Annotated in this window: 23 protein-coding genes; 5 read left to right on the top strand and 18 right to left on the bottom strand. The window is 36.3% G+C overall.

Annotation, left to right across the window (positions count from 1 at the left end; all coding sequences use genetic code 11):
* Positions 1-68: 68 nt before the first annotated feature.
* From ACO6HM_RS10100 to ACO6HM_RS10090, 3 genes are all read right to left on the bottom strand, one after another.
* On the bottom strand, positions 69-254 hold the full coding sequence (locus ACO6HM_RS10100; protein ID WP_485390922.1) for a hypothetical protein: 186 nt from the start codon (positions 252-254) through the stop codon (positions 69-71).
* Between the two features lie 230 nt (positions 255-484).
* The gene (locus ACO6HM_RS10095) at positions 485-781 is read right to left on the bottom strand and encodes a hypothetical protein (protein WP_485390921.1); all 297 of its coding nucleotides are present in this window, start codon (positions 779-781) and stop codon (positions 485-487) included.
* A gap of 61 nt (positions 782-842) precedes the next feature.
* Positions 843-1,007, bottom strand: a complete 165-nt coding sequence (locus tag ACO6HM_RS10090) for a coiled-coil domain-containing protein (protein ID WP_485390920.1) — start codon at positions 1,005-1,007, stop codon at positions 843-845.
* A gap of 73 nt (positions 1,008-1,080) precedes the next feature.
* Between ACO6HM_RS10090 and ACO6HM_RS10085 the strand changes: the two genes are divergently transcribed.
* Positions 1,081-1,446 (top strand): DUF2513 domain-containing protein, encoded by a 366-nt coding sequence (locus tag ACO6HM_RS10085; protein WP_485390919.1) that lies wholly within the window; start codon positions 1,081-1,083, stop codon positions 1,444-1,446.
* Here ACO6HM_RS10085 and ACO6HM_RS10080 read toward each other — a convergent pair.
* A complete protein-coding gene (locus tag ACO6HM_RS10080; RefSeq protein WP_485390918.1) occupies positions 1,421-1,657 on the bottom strand; it encodes a hypothetical protein in 237 nt (78 codons plus the stop codon). The two genes, ACO6HM_RS10085 and ACO6HM_RS10080, sit on opposite strands and share 26 nt — an antisense overlap.
* Positions 1,658-1,682: 25 nt before the next feature.
* Positions 1,683-1,865, bottom strand: a complete 183-nt coding sequence (locus ACO6HM_RS10075; RefSeq protein ID WP_485390917.1) for a helix-turn-helix transcriptional regulator — start codon at positions 1,863-1,865, stop codon at positions 1,683-1,685.
* 101 nt (positions 1,866-1,966) lie between these two features.
* Here ACO6HM_RS10075 and ACO6HM_RS10070 point away from each other — a divergent pair, with 101 nt between their 5' ends.
* Positions 1,967-2,281, top strand: coding sequence for a hypothetical protein (locus ACO6HM_RS10070; RefSeq protein ID WP_485390916.1), 315 nt, complete (start codon positions 1,967-1,969; stop codon positions 2,279-2,281).
* On the opposite strand, the gene ACO6HM_RS10065 is transcribed toward ACO6HM_RS10070, so the two are convergent.
* Complete coding sequence (locus tag ACO6HM_RS10065) at positions 2,271-2,582, bottom strand: hypothetical protein (protein WP_485390915.1); 312 nt, start codon at positions 2,580-2,582, stop codon at positions 2,271-2,273. The genes ACO6HM_RS10070 and ACO6HM_RS10065 overlap by 11 nt on opposite strands.
* 13 nt (positions 2,583-2,595) lie before the next feature.
* Positions 2,596-2,766: a hypothetical protein gene (locus tag ACO6HM_RS10060; protein ID WP_485390914.1), complete on the bottom strand. Its 171-nt coding sequence runs from the start codon at positions 2,764-2,766 to the stop codon at positions 2,596-2,598.
* 154 nt (positions 2,767-2,920) lie between these two features.
* On the opposite strand from ACO6HM_RS10060, the gene ACO6HM_RS10055 reads away from it, so the two are divergent.
* From ACO6HM_RS10055 to ACO6HM_RS10045, 3 genes are all read left to right on the top strand, one after another.
* On the top strand, positions 2,921-3,307 hold the full coding sequence (locus ACO6HM_RS10055) for a helix-turn-helix domain-containing protein (protein WP_485390913.1): 387 nt from the start codon (positions 2,921-2,923) through the stop codon (positions 3,305-3,307).
* A 210-nt stretch (positions 3,308-3,517) separates the two neighbouring features.
* On the top strand, positions 3,518-4,243 hold the full coding sequence (locus tag ACO6HM_RS10050) for a hypothetical protein (RefSeq protein ID WP_485390912.1): 726 nt from the start codon (positions 3,518-3,520) through the stop codon (positions 4,241-4,243).
* Positions 4,244-4,967: 724 nt separating this feature from the next.
* Positions 4,968-6,050 carry a tyrosine-type recombinase/integrase gene (locus tag ACO6HM_RS10045; protein ID WP_485390911.1) on the top strand — a complete coding sequence of 361 codons (1,083 nt, stop codon included), beginning with the start codon at positions 4,968-4,970 and terminating at the stop codon, positions 6,048-6,050.
* 370 nt (positions 6,051-6,420) lie between these two features.
* Here ACO6HM_RS10045 and ACO6HM_RS10040 read toward each other — a convergent pair whose 3' ends face one another.
* From ACO6HM_RS10040 to ACO6HM_RS09990, 11 genes are read right to left on the bottom strand one after another with little or no spacing between them, the layout of a single operon-like run.
* A complete protein-coding gene (locus ACO6HM_RS10040) occupies positions 6,421-7,110 on the bottom strand; it encodes an endolysin-like domain-containing protein (RefSeq protein WP_485390910.1) in 690 nt (229 codons plus the stop codon).
* Complete coding sequence (locus ACO6HM_RS10035) at positions 7,111-7,323, bottom strand: hypothetical protein (protein ID WP_485390909.1); 213 nt, start codon at positions 7,321-7,323, stop codon at positions 7,111-7,113.
* Positions 7,316-7,549, bottom strand: a complete 234-nt coding sequence (locus ACO6HM_RS10030; protein WP_485390908.1) for a hypothetical protein — start codon at positions 7,547-7,549, stop codon at positions 7,316-7,318. The genes ACO6HM_RS10035 and ACO6HM_RS10030 overlap by 8 nt, the downstream gene beginning before the upstream one ends.
* Positions 7,546-7,872: a hypothetical protein gene (locus ACO6HM_RS10025; RefSeq protein ID WP_485390907.1), complete on the bottom strand. Its 327-nt coding sequence runs from the start codon at positions 7,870-7,872 to the stop codon at positions 7,546-7,548. Before ACO6HM_RS10025 ends, ACO6HM_RS10030 begins: the two co-directional genes overlap by 4 nt.
* Before the next feature lie 2 nt (positions 7,873-7,874).
* On the bottom strand, positions 7,875-8,027 hold the full coding sequence (locus tag ACO6HM_RS10020) for a hypothetical protein (RefSeq protein ID WP_485390906.1): 153 nt from the start codon (positions 8,025-8,027) through the stop codon (positions 7,875-7,877).
* Between the two features lies 1 nt (position 8,028).
* Positions 8,029-8,358 carry a hypothetical protein gene (locus tag ACO6HM_RS10015; protein WP_485390905.1) on the bottom strand — a complete coding sequence of 110 codons (330 nt, stop codon included), beginning with the start codon at positions 8,356-8,358 and terminating at the stop codon, positions 8,029-8,031.
* Positions 8,355-9,419, bottom strand: coding sequence for a hypothetical protein (locus ACO6HM_RS10010; protein WP_485390904.1), 1,065 nt, complete (start codon positions 9,417-9,419; stop codon positions 8,355-8,357). Before ACO6HM_RS10010 ends, ACO6HM_RS10015 begins: the two co-directional genes overlap by 4 nt.
* 1 nt (position 9,420) lies before the next feature.
* Positions 9,421-10,221, bottom strand: a complete 801-nt coding sequence (locus ACO6HM_RS10005) for a hypothetical protein (protein ID WP_485390903.1) — start codon at positions 10,219-10,221, stop codon at positions 9,421-9,423.
* A 14-nt stretch (positions 10,222-10,235) separates the two neighbouring features.
* Positions 10,236-10,790: a phage tail protein gene (locus ACO6HM_RS10000; RefSeq protein ID WP_485390902.1), complete on the bottom strand. Its 555-nt coding sequence runs from the start codon at positions 10,788-10,790 to the stop codon at positions 10,236-10,238.
* The gene (locus ACO6HM_RS09995; RefSeq protein ID WP_485390901.1) at positions 10,783-11,925 is read right to left on the bottom strand and encodes a baseplate assembly protein; all 1,143 of its coding nucleotides are present in this window, start codon (positions 11,923-11,925) and stop codon (positions 10,783-10,785) included. Before ACO6HM_RS09995 ends, ACO6HM_RS10000 begins: the two co-directional genes overlap by 8 nt.
* A complete protein-coding gene (locus ACO6HM_RS09990; protein ID WP_485390900.1) occupies positions 11,912-12,232 on the bottom strand; it encodes a GPW/gp25 family protein in 321 nt (106 codons plus the stop codon). Before ACO6HM_RS09990 ends, ACO6HM_RS09995 begins: the two co-directional genes overlap by 14 nt.
* Between the last annotated feature and the right edge of the window lie 8 nt (positions 12,233-12,240).

The following is a 12,240-nucleotide window of genomic DNA, read 5'->3' as shown; positions in this document are numbered from 1 at the left end:
ACCGGCTGCAGTGAATGGGATTGTCTGTCCGGTAGAATATCTCCGCCCGAAAGTATAAGAGAATGGCTTTATAAAGGCTGATTATCTGCTACTCTTTTGAAAGTCACAACAAGCGTATTTGCCGTTCTTGCCATTGATTCAATATCTATGTCCGCAAGTTGTGACTTTCCATCTAATGCTTCATCAAGCTTTATATTTACAAATGTACAATATTTTTTAACCATTTCTCTGTATTCAATAGTAATCTCTTCCATCTCTCCTCCTTACTGTGCTATACTCCCCTTATCAGCACTGCAATGCTGAAATATTATGAAAGGGGATGCATCTATGTCTTTACACAAATACTTCATTGACTTTTCTTCACTCTCTCTTGATGAAAAAGTGTCTCTGACCGACCAATTAGAGAAAAGAACTTGGAACGGTTTACAATGGATTCCACCGGCATTTAATTCTGCATATTTTATGATTGATGAAAACTCAGATATTAAACGCTTGGAGATTCCTGATTATTGTCCATTTCATCGTGTTTAGGTGTATATACATACATCTCTGCTTTTTCAGCTTCTGCATTGTAAATAATTTCAATGCGGAGGCTTCTATGTTTAAACATAGCCTCATTGATTATCCCAAGCCATTTACTGAAAAGTACTACACTTTTTTCAAATCCCTCTGTATTTACCCTATTGAAGTTCATCCACCTCAGTTCTTCATTTGGATTTGCTCTTTTTCTCGGTTCATCTAATATATTTTTGTACAAGTTTTCTAGTTCTCTCTCTTCCATATCTCCTCCTTGCTGTACTATACTGTCCTTATCTTTACGAAAGAAGCATTGAGATAATACCCTAAGCCTTAAAGCAGAGAGTACAGTTAACGCTGTGCTCTTTCTCTAATTCCTCAGCCTTTTCAATCCATTCTTTCATCTGTTTTTTTGCAGTTTCAACTGAATTTCGTCCAGCATTGTGTGGTAACGATATTTCAATCTTTACATCTGTTTTCTTCTCTTCCATCTCTCCTCCTTCCTGTGCTATACTTACCTTATCAGCTTTGTCGAGCTGAATTATTATAAAAGGTGGCATAGCCATGAAAAGAAACCTTGACTTAATTCGCCATATATTATTAGTTACTGAAAATTCTAATGTCAGCAGACTTGATATTGGCAAGTATGCAGCCAATGAATACTCTTTAAGCGAAGTCCGCTATCATGTCTTACTGCTTGAAGATTCCGGCTATTTGCAAGTCAAAGAAATATCGCCATGTAAAGGCGTCCACCCTGAATATGTGGTTGAAAGACTTACCAGCAAAGGGCATGATTTCCTTGATACTATCAGAAACGATGACATCTTTGATAAGACCAAGAATAAGCTTGCCTCAACCATAGGTGTAACTACACTTGAAATAGTTAAAGATGTTGCCATATCATTTATAAAAACTCACTTTGGTATTTAGCCTCAGCCTTAAATACTTCATCAAAGGCTTTTCCCAGTTCGTCATATTTTTTACATAAGCAGTCTTCTGTATTCTCATCAGGGTAAAAGCCTTTCACTTCTTTTGACATTTCCTTAAAATGTTTCATCAGGATAAATACTCTTTCCCGGCTGTATACTTCAGGTATTTTCTTTTCTAATTCTTTCATATATTCATTTTTCTTCTCTTCCATATCTCCTCCTTGCTTTCTTTATTTTTTAGTCATAAAATACTCGCCAGTCACATCTTAATAATTCAGCGATTTTCTTGGCATGTCTTACTGGGATTTCTCTCTTTCCTAGTTCCCACATTGAAACCTGCTGTTGGCATATCCTGCACACTTTTGCTATCTCCGATTGTTTAACTTTAGCTGCTTTCCTTGTTTCTTTAAGTTTGTTCATTTTCAACCTCTTTTCTGTTGCAATACACAACATATATTTGTATAATTCTCTTGTAACCATGCGTTTGTCTGTATCGGCAGACTTTTAAAGTGAGGTGTAAAATGCTAATAATCAAAAACTGGCACACATTCTTAGACTTTGTTGAAAATCTTGAGTCAAGCAATATCAATTACCAGTTGTTTGCAACCAAAGAACTATCTGATAATTCTGATGCCCCATATGCAGGATTCCCTACAGCTATAGACTTTGCCTTCCTGTTAATTACAGGGAATTTAACTGTTCTTTATTCAGAGACAAGAACATTTGAATTTCCCTATAACTACGGTGATATGCTTGCCGAAAGCAAAGAACTTAAAATTTCAATGTTTGTAAAAAAGATTGAAATTGACGAGCTCGGGAATCCTGTTATTTCTTAGCTTCCCATAAGAGGCTTGACATTTTATAAAAGTCGGCCTCTTTTTTTAACGCTTCCAATGCCTTAAGGGCAGCTTCAAAATCGCCTTTATTTTTGGAGCATTCAAGAATTTCAAGCAGTTCTGAAACAATAAGAGTTTTAGGATTATTAGCAAAATAATTAAGCTTTTCTTCTAATTCCGCATCTACAGGTAAAGCAACTGTCACAGCCCTAAGTTTTTTCAGTTCGTTGTTAAGATAAAAAATTTCATTTTTCAATTTACTGTTTTCTTCTTTTAACTTTTCAATATCAGTTTCTTCCATCTCGCCTCCTCCCTTACGCAATTTCCAGCGTTGTATCTTTTTCTTCCTTAGCTTTCTTCTGCATCTCTTCCTTTAAGTCAACTATCGCTTCTCCATATCCTAAGAGTTTAGCTTTCTGTACATCTGACATCTTCGGAAGAGCTTCAAGCATTACCGTTATTATCTTTACTTCACTTTCTTTCATATAAATCACCTCTTTTCTCTGCAACTTGGTTGTCTATGAATATAGCATAGTACACATTGAATATTTTGTCAACAGTTTTTTGTATTCTTTGAAAACTTTTTTCTTGACATTTATTTTTAAGTGTTGTAATATGTTGATGAAGGGAGGTGTTGTTTTGAACGAGCGACTTAAACTTTTAAGAAAAGAATTGCATATAACATTAGACCAATTTGGAGAACGCGTTGGTGTTACAAAATCAGCTATATCAAATATCGAAAATGGAAATCGTAGTTTAACCGAGCAGATGATTAAGTCAATATGCAGGGAATTCGATGTAGATGAAGAGTGGTTGAGAAACGGAACAGGCTCAATGTTTATTGAGCGTACCCGTGACGAGGAAATTGCTAAATTTATCGGAACTATTCAAAGTGTTGACGATGATTCTTTTATGAAAAAGTTCATATCAATGCTTGCGAAACTTGACGAATCAGAATGGAAGCTTTTAGAAAAAATGGCAATAAGACTTACTAAAGAAAATGAAGAGGACCAAGTTAGTCCTTAGCCCTCTTCTCCATGATTGCTTTCACGTATGCGTAGATGATTTTTAATCTTCTAACATCTGCCTTCTGAAGCATTTCAATGATACATTTTTTGTAGTCCATTTTGTAAACCTCCGTACTTGTGTTCTGGGAATAATTATATTATACCAAACATTTGTTCGGTGGTCAATGATGTATTCTATTAAATTAATTAATAAAGAGAGGGATTTATTATGATTAAAAAAACAGTTATCGGTTTAGTGCTTGCAGCAACTTTAGTTTCAATGGCTCTCTATTCCTGTTCTACTGCCAAAAATGATACCAGTAAGTCAACTGTATCTAATGGGAATATTTCCAGTGAACAAGAAGATTTTAAAGCAAAATATTCTGAACTTGAAAGTCACTATTCTAAACTTGAAGACGATTATAATAAGTTAAAGGCGGATTATTCCGAACTAGAAGAAAAAGCCGGAATTTTTCTCAAGCTGACAGAAGAAGAACAAAAAACTGAGCTTGCAAAGGCAGAGGCAAAACGTATAGAAGAGGAAGAAAAGGAAAAAGAGCTTAAAGCAGAAAAGAAAAGAAAAGAAAAGGAAAAGAAGAAAAAAGAAGAAGCAGAACGTAAAGCAAAAGAAGCAAAGGGTTACGAAACCGGAATAACCTATAATCAGCTGGCACGTTCTCCAAAAAAATATATGGGTGAAAAAGTAAAGTTTAGTGGCAGGATTGTACAAGTCATAGAAAGCGATGCTGTTAATCAGGCTCGGATGTCTACTAACGGCAGATACGATGATATTATACTTTTTACATATGATCCTAATATATTAGATGTCAGATTGCTAGAAGATGATAATGTTACCATATACGGCATTTTTATTGATGTAGAATCATATACAACTGTTATGGGTGCAGAAGTAACAATTCCTTCTGTTCTAGTTGAACGCATAGATTTGAAATGATAATGAACTTATATCGTATAATAAGAACTATTCAAATGTAGTCGAAGAGTATGGCGAAGGTTTGGGGAAGGTTCTCGTGAAAATATGATTGATGAAGGGAACAGAATATGGATAATAATTTGAAACAACAGGCAATAGCCAAAATTACTGATTTTATCAATAAAATAGATGAGGCATTGATTAAATTATATACAAAAAAATAGGTGTTGACATTTTCTCCCTTTAAAGTTATTATTATAAAACATTGTCCTTAGCGGACAGTATAAAAGACATTGGCTTTTACAGCCAAGGGAGAAGTGAGTCTTAAGCTTACTTCTCCCTTTTTTATCTTCGAAAAAAAACATCTTTATTGATGGAAATTCCATATCTATAAAGTATTAAAAGGCTTAAAAAGTGGGCTGTCACCTACCTTAGTAAGGACAGCCCGAACCAACGAACCAACAAAGCATGTGTACTCTAGCACATTGATAGTTAGATTCAAGACTAAACGTGTGTTCCAATTTTGTTGATGTCAACAAAATTGCTGAAAGTGGTTGTCAACCGATAGTTTACAACCAATAATTTATCACACAATAATAAATATCTTATGCAAACAAAGAGCCGCCAGTGCGGGAACACTGAGCGACTCAAAGGCTTATCGTAAAACGCAACTATATTATACCATAAGCCTTTGCATTTGTGTAGGCTTATTTTTTATGCTCTTTTTTAGAAAGCTGGTGTAATTATGGAAACTAAAAGAAAGAAAAAACGCACAACAAGGCTTCCAAACGGTTATGGATCCGTTAAAAAACTAAGCGGAAATCGCAGAAGGCCTTGGATAGTTAGCAAGACAGAGGGTTGGGAAACGGATGCCGCCACTAAGACTATTAAACAAAAAAAAATAATAATAGGCTACTATGCCACTAGACAGGAAGGACTACAGGCATTGGCTGATTATAACAAAAACCCTTATGATGTGGATGCATCTAAAATTACATTTGATGAAGTATATGATAAATGGTCCGAAAGAAAATATGCTGAAATATCTGAAAGTAATATAAGGGGATATAAAAATGCCTTTAAAATCTGCCGCCCTTTGCATAAAATTCGTATGACCGATATAAAACTCCTGCATCTTCAAACAGTTGTAGATGAATCAGGCAAAAATACTCCCACTCTTAAGATGGTAAAATGCCTTTTTAGCCAGATGTTTGAATATGCAGTAAGGAATGAAATTATTACAAAAGATAAAAACATATCTGAATATGTAGATATAAAATCCCCTGGAAATCCCAATAAAGCTGACCATATTCCTTTTAATAGTGATGAAATAGCTCTGCTTTGGAAAAACTCCAATAATGAATATGTAACCATTATACTTATGCTCATATATTCAGGAGTTCGCATTTCTGAACTTCTCGACCTAAAAAAAGATGATATGTCGCTTGATGATAGATGTTTTTATATAAGACAATCAAAAACAAATGCAGGAATTAGGACTGTTCCAATTGCAGATAAAACATTTGCTTTCTTTAAGCATTGGCATTGCAAAAATGACTGTGAATATCTTCTGAGTTCTCCAAAAGGAATACATCTTAATTATGTGAATTATCTTACTGTATACTGGAAACCTGTTTTAGAGGAATTGGGACTTAACCACCGTCCTCATGACACCCGTCACACCTGCATCAGTCTTTTGGCTGCTGCCAAAGTATACCCTACTACCATTAAAAAAATAGTAGGGCATTCAGGTGCACAGACTCTTACAGAAAAAGTATATACCCATTTGGATATTAAGGAACTGTTAGATGCAATTAATCTTATTTAATATTTATCGTGTTACCTATATGTTACCTATAACCATAATTTCACATAATTTTATATAGTTTATCTCTCTAAATTGCATATGGCAGAACCCACATTTATAGCCTATTTGCGTGAGTTCTGCCAGCTTTTAAAGATTATTTACAGCAATCATAAAAACCTCATAATTTCAACATGTTTTCTGCAAGTGTTACCTATAAGTTTCTTATAAATATATTTTTATATAACTTTTTGTTGACTTATTTTATCATTTTAAATAAATTTTTTCAATAAAAGGCAGCCAGTTTCTCGGTTTCCTTTTACTATTTATAAAAAGTTTTTAAAATTAAAAAAAGGTCAGATACAAGCGTTATTGCCTGTATCTGACCTATGTCTTATTTAAGGAGCTTGTTCACTACTGCCTGCACTTCCGCAGGTACATAGCCAGCGTTTATTAACTTAGCCTTTCGCTCAGGGTTATTTCCCCACTTTCCAGCTATAACCTCTCTAGCCACTTCTTCAAGGCTCTTCTTAGCCTTACTGCCTGCCTTATCAGGCTTTGGCTTTACCGCAGGCTTTTCATCTTCCCTTGGATAGCCTTCTGTAACTATAACCGTATGCCCCTTGCTCCTGGTCACTAGGATGTCGCCCTGGCAAAGCTTAGTATCATTGGTTACGATTACAGCCTTTTGGAATGCCCCTGTCCTTTCAAGTACAGCCACCTCGCTAGAGGTATTGAAGTCGCCCACCTGTATACCTGCCTGAATACAGCAAGCTCTAACTAAGCTAGAGCAATCAGCCTCAGTAGGTTTATTTATCTTAGCTAGCCTGCCATAGACTTTAAGGCATTCTATAACTCCGTACCTTCCAGACTGGTCATAGCCAATGTTATCATTCAAGCAAGCTTCTATCATAGCAAGCCCTATCTTTCTTGCTACATTCTCATCTTTAGCCCTAAGCATGTGCCATCCTAACCTATGACTATAATATGGTTCTATTGCAACCTCTTTTCCATTCTGGTCTCCTGCTTTGCCCCAGTTAGCGTTACCATTCTCGTCTATCCTTGCTGAACCCACTTTAATCATCTATTTACCCTCCTTAACATGTGCAGCATCGGTCATACCTTCGCCTATGATGTAGGCAACCAGTGTACCCATAGCGGATATAATGGCTGCAACCTGTTCAACAGTCATCTTGTCGATATTTAATGCGATCATGACCGTAGTTACGAAACCGATGATTGCCACCCAAAACTTTCTTGAAGTAAGCTTCCTCTTCCAATCAATCTTCTCATTCATTTTCGCTATCTCCCTTCTTTACCTTTTCTTTCTTAATTGAACTAAGCATCCAGAGTTCCCCTGTTGTAAACGCAAACCAAGCACCCACAAGTGCAACAGGCTCACTCGAAGTCTTTAAGAATACATATAGTACTGCAACGGTAAATATAATATTCATAACCACTACAAGCGAGATTATAAGCTTTGAGAACCCGCCTTTCTTATCTCTCTTATTTTTCTTTTTCATGCCTCTTCCTCCACTTCCTGTTCAGAACCGATAGGAAGGTTCATAAAGCGATGGTGCATATCGTCCATTACTCCGTTCTCTCCTAAAGAATGGTACTGCTGGTACATATTTTCTACGTTTAATCTATCATTGTAGTCCACAAACCCCAACTTAAAGAATTTGCGGTAAGAATGTATCAGCCTTTCCCTAAGCAGGGCCTGAACACCTCTTTGAAGTGCCCTCGTCTGCACCTCGCTGTGCTTTATCTTAACTGCAAGATACTTCCACCCAGCCGTTACAAGCGTGGGAAATCCCAATAAGACAAGCCAATTAAACATAGTCATTTTTATTCCACCTCCCTGTCAAAATCAATATCTGTAATCTCTTTGTACTGCTCCTTTGTAATATCCCCGGACGGATTATCGGAAGTAATTACTACCCATCTCAATTCCTCTTCGGTTACCCAGTGATTAGCAAATGACATTTTCCACCAAGCCATACTATTCACCTCCCTTCTTATCAAGTGCCTGCTTGATTGCATTTACTTCATTTTTCACACGCATAAGCTCCATACTTAGCTTTGATTCGTGTTTACCTAGCTCCAATATGGTTTTATCCTTCTTAATACCCTCTATCTTTTCCTTAGACAGCTGTTTGCCTAGTGAAGCAAGCATATCCTCATGTTCAGCGAGTGTCTTGTCTTTAAGAGCTAAATCATCTTTCAAATCCTCTATGGTCTTATCTTTATCTTTTATCCGAGATTCTAACTCAGTTATTTGAGCCTTAAGGATATCTGAACTCTCGGTAAATTCGTTTATAAATCCTTTCATATTATTACCTCCTGTCTTGCTGTAAACACAGTTGCAAAAGTCCTAACAAACTGATTCCCATAAAAATATAAACCTCGAAATGATACGATATTGTCAATATTATTAATTGAACCAGATGTGCTCAGCCCTTTATAACAGGCAATTTCTGATTGGTCTGCTCCGTAGTAAAGACAACCTTTTTCAAAATTCGAATAATAAGCAGCTATTCCTGTAGGAATGACTATAGTGTCATCATTATCAACAACCCTTACAACTCTTGCTGTTCCAACATCATAACAATACCATGCTGTCTCATTTTTTGAAAAAAGCTTAGGTGCATTATTTAAAGTGTTCAAAATAAGATTTCTAATAGTCACATTTTGAAGGCTGTTTTTAATAATTTGGCTGGCTGTATTAGATTTACAAAGTACATATAAAATTTTTGCATCTTTTGCTATACTTTGCATTGCAACAGTACTATTTGCAAGCACCTCCATAGCGGTTGTATTATTAACTATTACCTGAAAAGATTTAGGGCTGTTTAATATACTTTGCATTGCAGCGGTACTATTTGCAAATGCCTCCATAGCGGTTGTATTATTAACTATTACCTGAAAAGATTTAGGGCTGTTTAATATACTTTGCATTGCAGCGGTACTATTTGCAAACATTTGTTTTGAATATGAATTTGTTAACATTATCGAAATTGCTGTAGGACTATTTATTATAGCCGTTAATGCGATTGGGTTATTAAGCAAGGTTTGTACAGCCACTGAATTATTAGCAATATCTTGAAAATTGCTTAGTTTCTCAATAACTTCTTTGTTTTCTAGCCCAACTATACTTGCAATAACCTTTCCTGCACTCTTATTCTTAATAAGATATTCAAGAGCCTCTCCGTTAATTCGCCTGTCATTCATAGATAAGTACATACATTCGTATAATCCATATAATAGTTCTTTTTGCTGAAAAACATAGCTATCTTCGCCGTACATCTTGTAATCTGCCAAATGCATCTTTACATCCAGTGGTGCGTTCAAAAAATCGCCATTAATCAGCATAGGAATCGCTTCAACCTGCATATCAATTTACCTCCGTAGTTATTATTTTTTTACCTTCAAAAACTGTTTTTAAGGTCTTTGATGTTCCGTTCTTATAAGCGTGTTGCTCCGTTATTGACTTATCAACCTTATTGAAGGTTGTAGTTATAGTCTCCAAACTGTTAACGGTTGTTATTGAGCCGTCAGCATTGAAAGTTGTTGTAGACGCTCCCTTGCTGTCGGCTATATCCTTGATGGCCTTGGCAAGAGCCTTATTGAGTTCGGTCTGCTCTTTGGATACTTGCTTTTTAAAGTCTGCAAGCTGTTTATCAACATCACTTTTGAATGCTACTGCTGCATCCGAATATTTAAGGCTTATTTCAAGGTCATTACTAATTGATACAATATAGTTCTGTATTATCTGGGCGGTTTCTTTCCCAGTAAAGGCAGGCAAGAAATCGCCATGTTCTCCACCGGTTACTGCTATGCTCAATAGAATGTTTTCTGAATCGCCTTCTATTTTGGCAAAAAGCCCTATTTCATTGATGTTATAGCCTTCAGTAACCACAGCTTCTTTAGTTACTGGGTCCTGATTGCCTATAACAGCTGTAACCTTAATACTATTAGAGTTCTCTTTTCTAACTTCTGATATCTTGTAGAAGTTTTTGCTTGCTTTAAGGTTTGTAGATTTCCTAAGATTTTCCGATCTCTTTTCTAATTCGCTATACACACCGTTTCCAGTTGCAATAGCAACGAAGGTGATAACTCCCTCGCCTGCCTGAGAGCGGTTAAGCAGTTCTACCCCCTTTTCTGTAGTGACTGCTTTTTGAAATGGCATTGGCATATTGTTTTTACCTCCTATTCAATATCAGGGGCTTCATAATACCCATAGGTGTATGAGCCGTATTTGTACGATGTTTCTATATTCCTAATGCTCTCAACTGCTTCAAGAATACTTCTTGCATTTTTGACATTCCGTATCATTTCGTTAAACTTCTCAATATTAGTATTATCTATAGTTGCGTTTGTGATGACTTTAAACCTAAACGGCTTTCCTCCATATTCATACCATTCAATTATTTTCCCCTGCCCAAAGACAACCGTTACCATCTCTTCAATGGCATTAGGTGTTCCTACTTTCATATACCATTTGAGCGCATTCTTTATGAGGTCTCTTTTAATTTCGATAGGGAATTCAGTATTGTAGAACTGTGTTTTAAGTTCTGCTGCCAGTATATCCAAAATCTCTCCGTCCAATTCTTCTATTTTGGAATACAGGCTAATCCGATTACATAAGCTCAGCACCTTTTTAGCCTGTACATTTAATGCGGCTCCAATAGCCTGTATTTCAGGCTTTTGTTTTAAGTGCGATGGCAGCATATATATTATGCTGCTGTTTTCAATATCAATCATCTTCAAGCCCTCCATATATGGCATTAATGCTCTTTACTACAGGAATAGACTCTACAGGCGTGATGGTATAGACAGGCGTAACTATATCTACTCTTTTTATACCGGTTTCCATAAGCTTACTTGTAAGATATGATGGGTTAATATCTCTGCCTATTTTCTCTGTCTGCCATAAGTTAAAAGTTTGTACGGCTGTATCCACATCTGACTTGATTTTATCCACCAATGCCTTTTTATCTGAACTAATGTAATATGTCAGCCTTACATTATATTCTAGTTTTTCAGGAGCTTTTACCTGTATTCTGTCCGTAAGTGGTTTCCTGTTCCCGTCTTCCAGATATTCTTTTACTCTGGTAAGCAATCCCTCGTCAGGTAGCCCGCCACCCTTTTTTGATATTATTAGTTCAACCGTTGCATCTTCTTTAGATTTTACGATCACATCCTCAACATCTTTATCAGCCTGCTTGGCAAAGTATTTATAAGCTCCCTCACTGCCTGTAGTTGAATAGATTTCAGATACATCAAGATAACGCTCAGAAAGCTCCTCATCGCTTTCATCTTCACGACCTCCTGAGGTTGCCTTCATATTTCTTACCGCTGCCACATAAGGTATTGGATTGATTATGATATTTAACTCTCCTTCACCTATTCCATTACCCTTTATGCCTTTTTCCGTGCATAGTGCATCAACATCTTCAAATGTTTCCCCTAGTTTAATTTCTGCGTACTGCTCCGTCTCAAAGAAAATATTGTTACCATTTGTGACTCTTGTCCCCTTAGGAATTGACAGGGCAAAGTCAAGAGGTGTACTAATTTCAAATCTTATTACTGTTTTGGCGTTTTCTGCTTCTTTTCGGATAAGCCCCTTAAATGCGACAAGATTATCTAAATATTTCCCTCTGGAATACTTGGTAAGATTCATCTTCCCTGCATTATCTGTGTATTGCATGAGCTGATATATCTGCAATGCTACGGCATTTATAATCATCATATAAGGGCTTGCCTCGGACAAATACGCTTCTTTCCCTGTTATCCTTTTATATTCAGATTTAAAGTCATTAATCAAATCAGCTTTTACATCTTCAATGGTTGCGCCGTCAATGAAATCTATATCAGGCAGTTCATCAATCTTCCTCATCGCTCGCCTCCCTTTTCTTAAAGTATATTTTAGGCATCATCCTGCCTTCGCCATTATATTCAAACTCGATATCGTCAACTTCCACACGAGGCTCATATTTATCAATTTTTTCTATTATTTCCAGAGTAATTAGGTTTTCAGCCTCTTCTGTTGGTACATCCATTATTTCCCTTGTCTCTATGCCAAAATTTCTATCCAGCCCCTGTTCTCCTGCTATAGTGGACAACAAATTGGAAACGCATTCGTTTATATCGTTGAGCTCGTCTTCACTAAAACTTTCCGAGTCAAGTTCATTTATAAAATCCATACTGCCTC

The sequence above is a fragment of the Catonella sp. genome, from assembly GCF_057250765.1.
Note: the sequence above shows the minus strand (reverse complement) of the source record. Positions and strands in the feature narration are given on the sequence as shown.

What these genes read in the sequence shown, in the direction of transcription:
- ACO6HM_RS10070 (WP_485390916.1), top strand. Translation starts at nt 1,967, where the DNA reads ATGCTAATAATCAAAAACTGGCACACATTCTTAGACTTTGTTGAAAAT.
- ACO6HM_RS10050 (WP_485390912.1), top strand. Translation starts at nt 3,518, where the DNA reads ATGATTAAAAAAACAGTTATCGGTTTAGTGCTTGCAGCAACTTTAGTT.
- ACO6HM_RS10085 (WP_485390919.1), top strand. Translation starts at nt 1,081, where the DNA reads ATGAAAAGAAACCTTGACTTAATTCGCCATATATTATTAGTTACTGAA.
- ACO6HM_RS10010 (WP_485390904.1), bottom strand. Translation starts at nt 9,419, where the DNA reads ATGCAGGTTGAAGCGATTCCTATGCTGATTAATGGCGATTTTTTGAAC.
- ACO6HM_RS10090 (WP_485390920.1), bottom strand. Translation starts at nt 1,007, where the DNA reads ATGGAAGAGAAGAAAACAGATGTAAAGATTGAAATATCGTTACCACAC.
- ACO6HM_RS10065 (WP_485390915.1), bottom strand. Translation starts at nt 2,582, where the DNA reads ATGGAAGAAACTGATATTGAAAAGTTAAAAGAAGAAAACAGTAAATTG.
- ACO6HM_RS10020 (WP_485390906.1), bottom strand. Translation starts at nt 8,027, where the DNA reads ATGGCTTGGTGGAAAATGTCATTTGCTAATCACTGGGTAACCGAAGAG.
- ACO6HM_RS10030 (WP_485390908.1), bottom strand. Translation starts at nt 7,549, where the DNA reads ATGAAAAAGAAAAATAAGAGAGATAAGAAAGGCGGGTTCTCAAAGCTT.
- ACO6HM_RS10025 (WP_485390907.1), bottom strand. Translation starts at nt 7,872, where the DNA reads ATGACTATGTTTAATTGGCTTGTCTTATTGGGATTTCCCACGCTTGTA.
- ACO6HM_RS10095 (WP_485390921.1), bottom strand. Translation starts at nt 781, where the DNA reads ATGGAAGAGAGAGAACTAGAAAACTTGTACAAAAATATATTAGATGAA.
- ACO6HM_RS10060 (WP_485390914.1), bottom strand. Translation starts at nt 2,766, where the DNA reads ATGAAAGAAAGTGAAGTAAAGATAATAACGGTAATGCTTGAAGCTCTT.
- ACO6HM_RS10005 (WP_485390903.1), bottom strand. Translation starts at nt 10,221, where the DNA reads ATGCCAATGCCATTTCAAAAAGCAGTCACTACAGAAAAGGGGGTAGAA.
- ACO6HM_RS09990 (WP_485390900.1), bottom strand. Translation starts at nt 12,232, where the DNA reads ATGGATTTTATAAATGAACTTGACTCGGAAAGTTTTAGTGAAGACGAG.
- ACO6HM_RS10035 (WP_485390909.1), bottom strand. Translation starts at nt 7,323, where the DNA reads ATGAATGAGAAGATTGATTGGAAGAGGAAGCTTACTTCAAGAAAGTTT.
- ACO6HM_RS10100 (WP_485390922.1), bottom strand. Translation starts at nt 254, where the DNA reads ATGGAAGAGATTACTATTGAATACAGAGAAATGGTTAAAAAATATTGT.
- ACO6HM_RS10045 (WP_485390911.1), top strand. Translation starts at nt 4,968, where the DNA reads ATGGAAACTAAAAGAAAGAAAAAACGCACAACAAGGCTTCCAAACGGT.
- ACO6HM_RS10015 (WP_485390905.1), bottom strand. Translation starts at nt 8,358, where the DNA reads ATGAAAGGATTTATAAACGAATTTACCGAGAGTTCAGATATCCTTAAG.
- ACO6HM_RS10040 (WP_485390910.1), bottom strand. Translation starts at nt 7,110, where the DNA reads ATGATTAAAGTGGGTTCAGCAAGGATAGACGAGAATGGTAACGCTAAC.
- ACO6HM_RS09995 (WP_485390901.1), bottom strand. Translation starts at nt 11,925, where the DNA reads ATGAGGAAGATTGATGAACTGCCTGATATAGATTTCATTGACGGCGCA.
- ACO6HM_RS10080 (WP_485390918.1), bottom strand. Translation starts at nt 1,657, where the DNA reads ATGGAAGAGAAGAAAAATGAATATATGAAAGAATTAGAAAAGAAAATA.
- ACO6HM_RS10075 (WP_485390917.1), bottom strand. Translation starts at nt 1,865, where the DNA reads ATGAACAAACTTAAAGAAACAAGGAAAGCAGCTAAAGTTAAACAATCG.
- ACO6HM_RS10000 (WP_485390902.1), bottom strand. Translation starts at nt 10,790, where the DNA reads ATGATTGATATTGAAAACAGCAGCATAATATATATGCTGCCATCGCAC.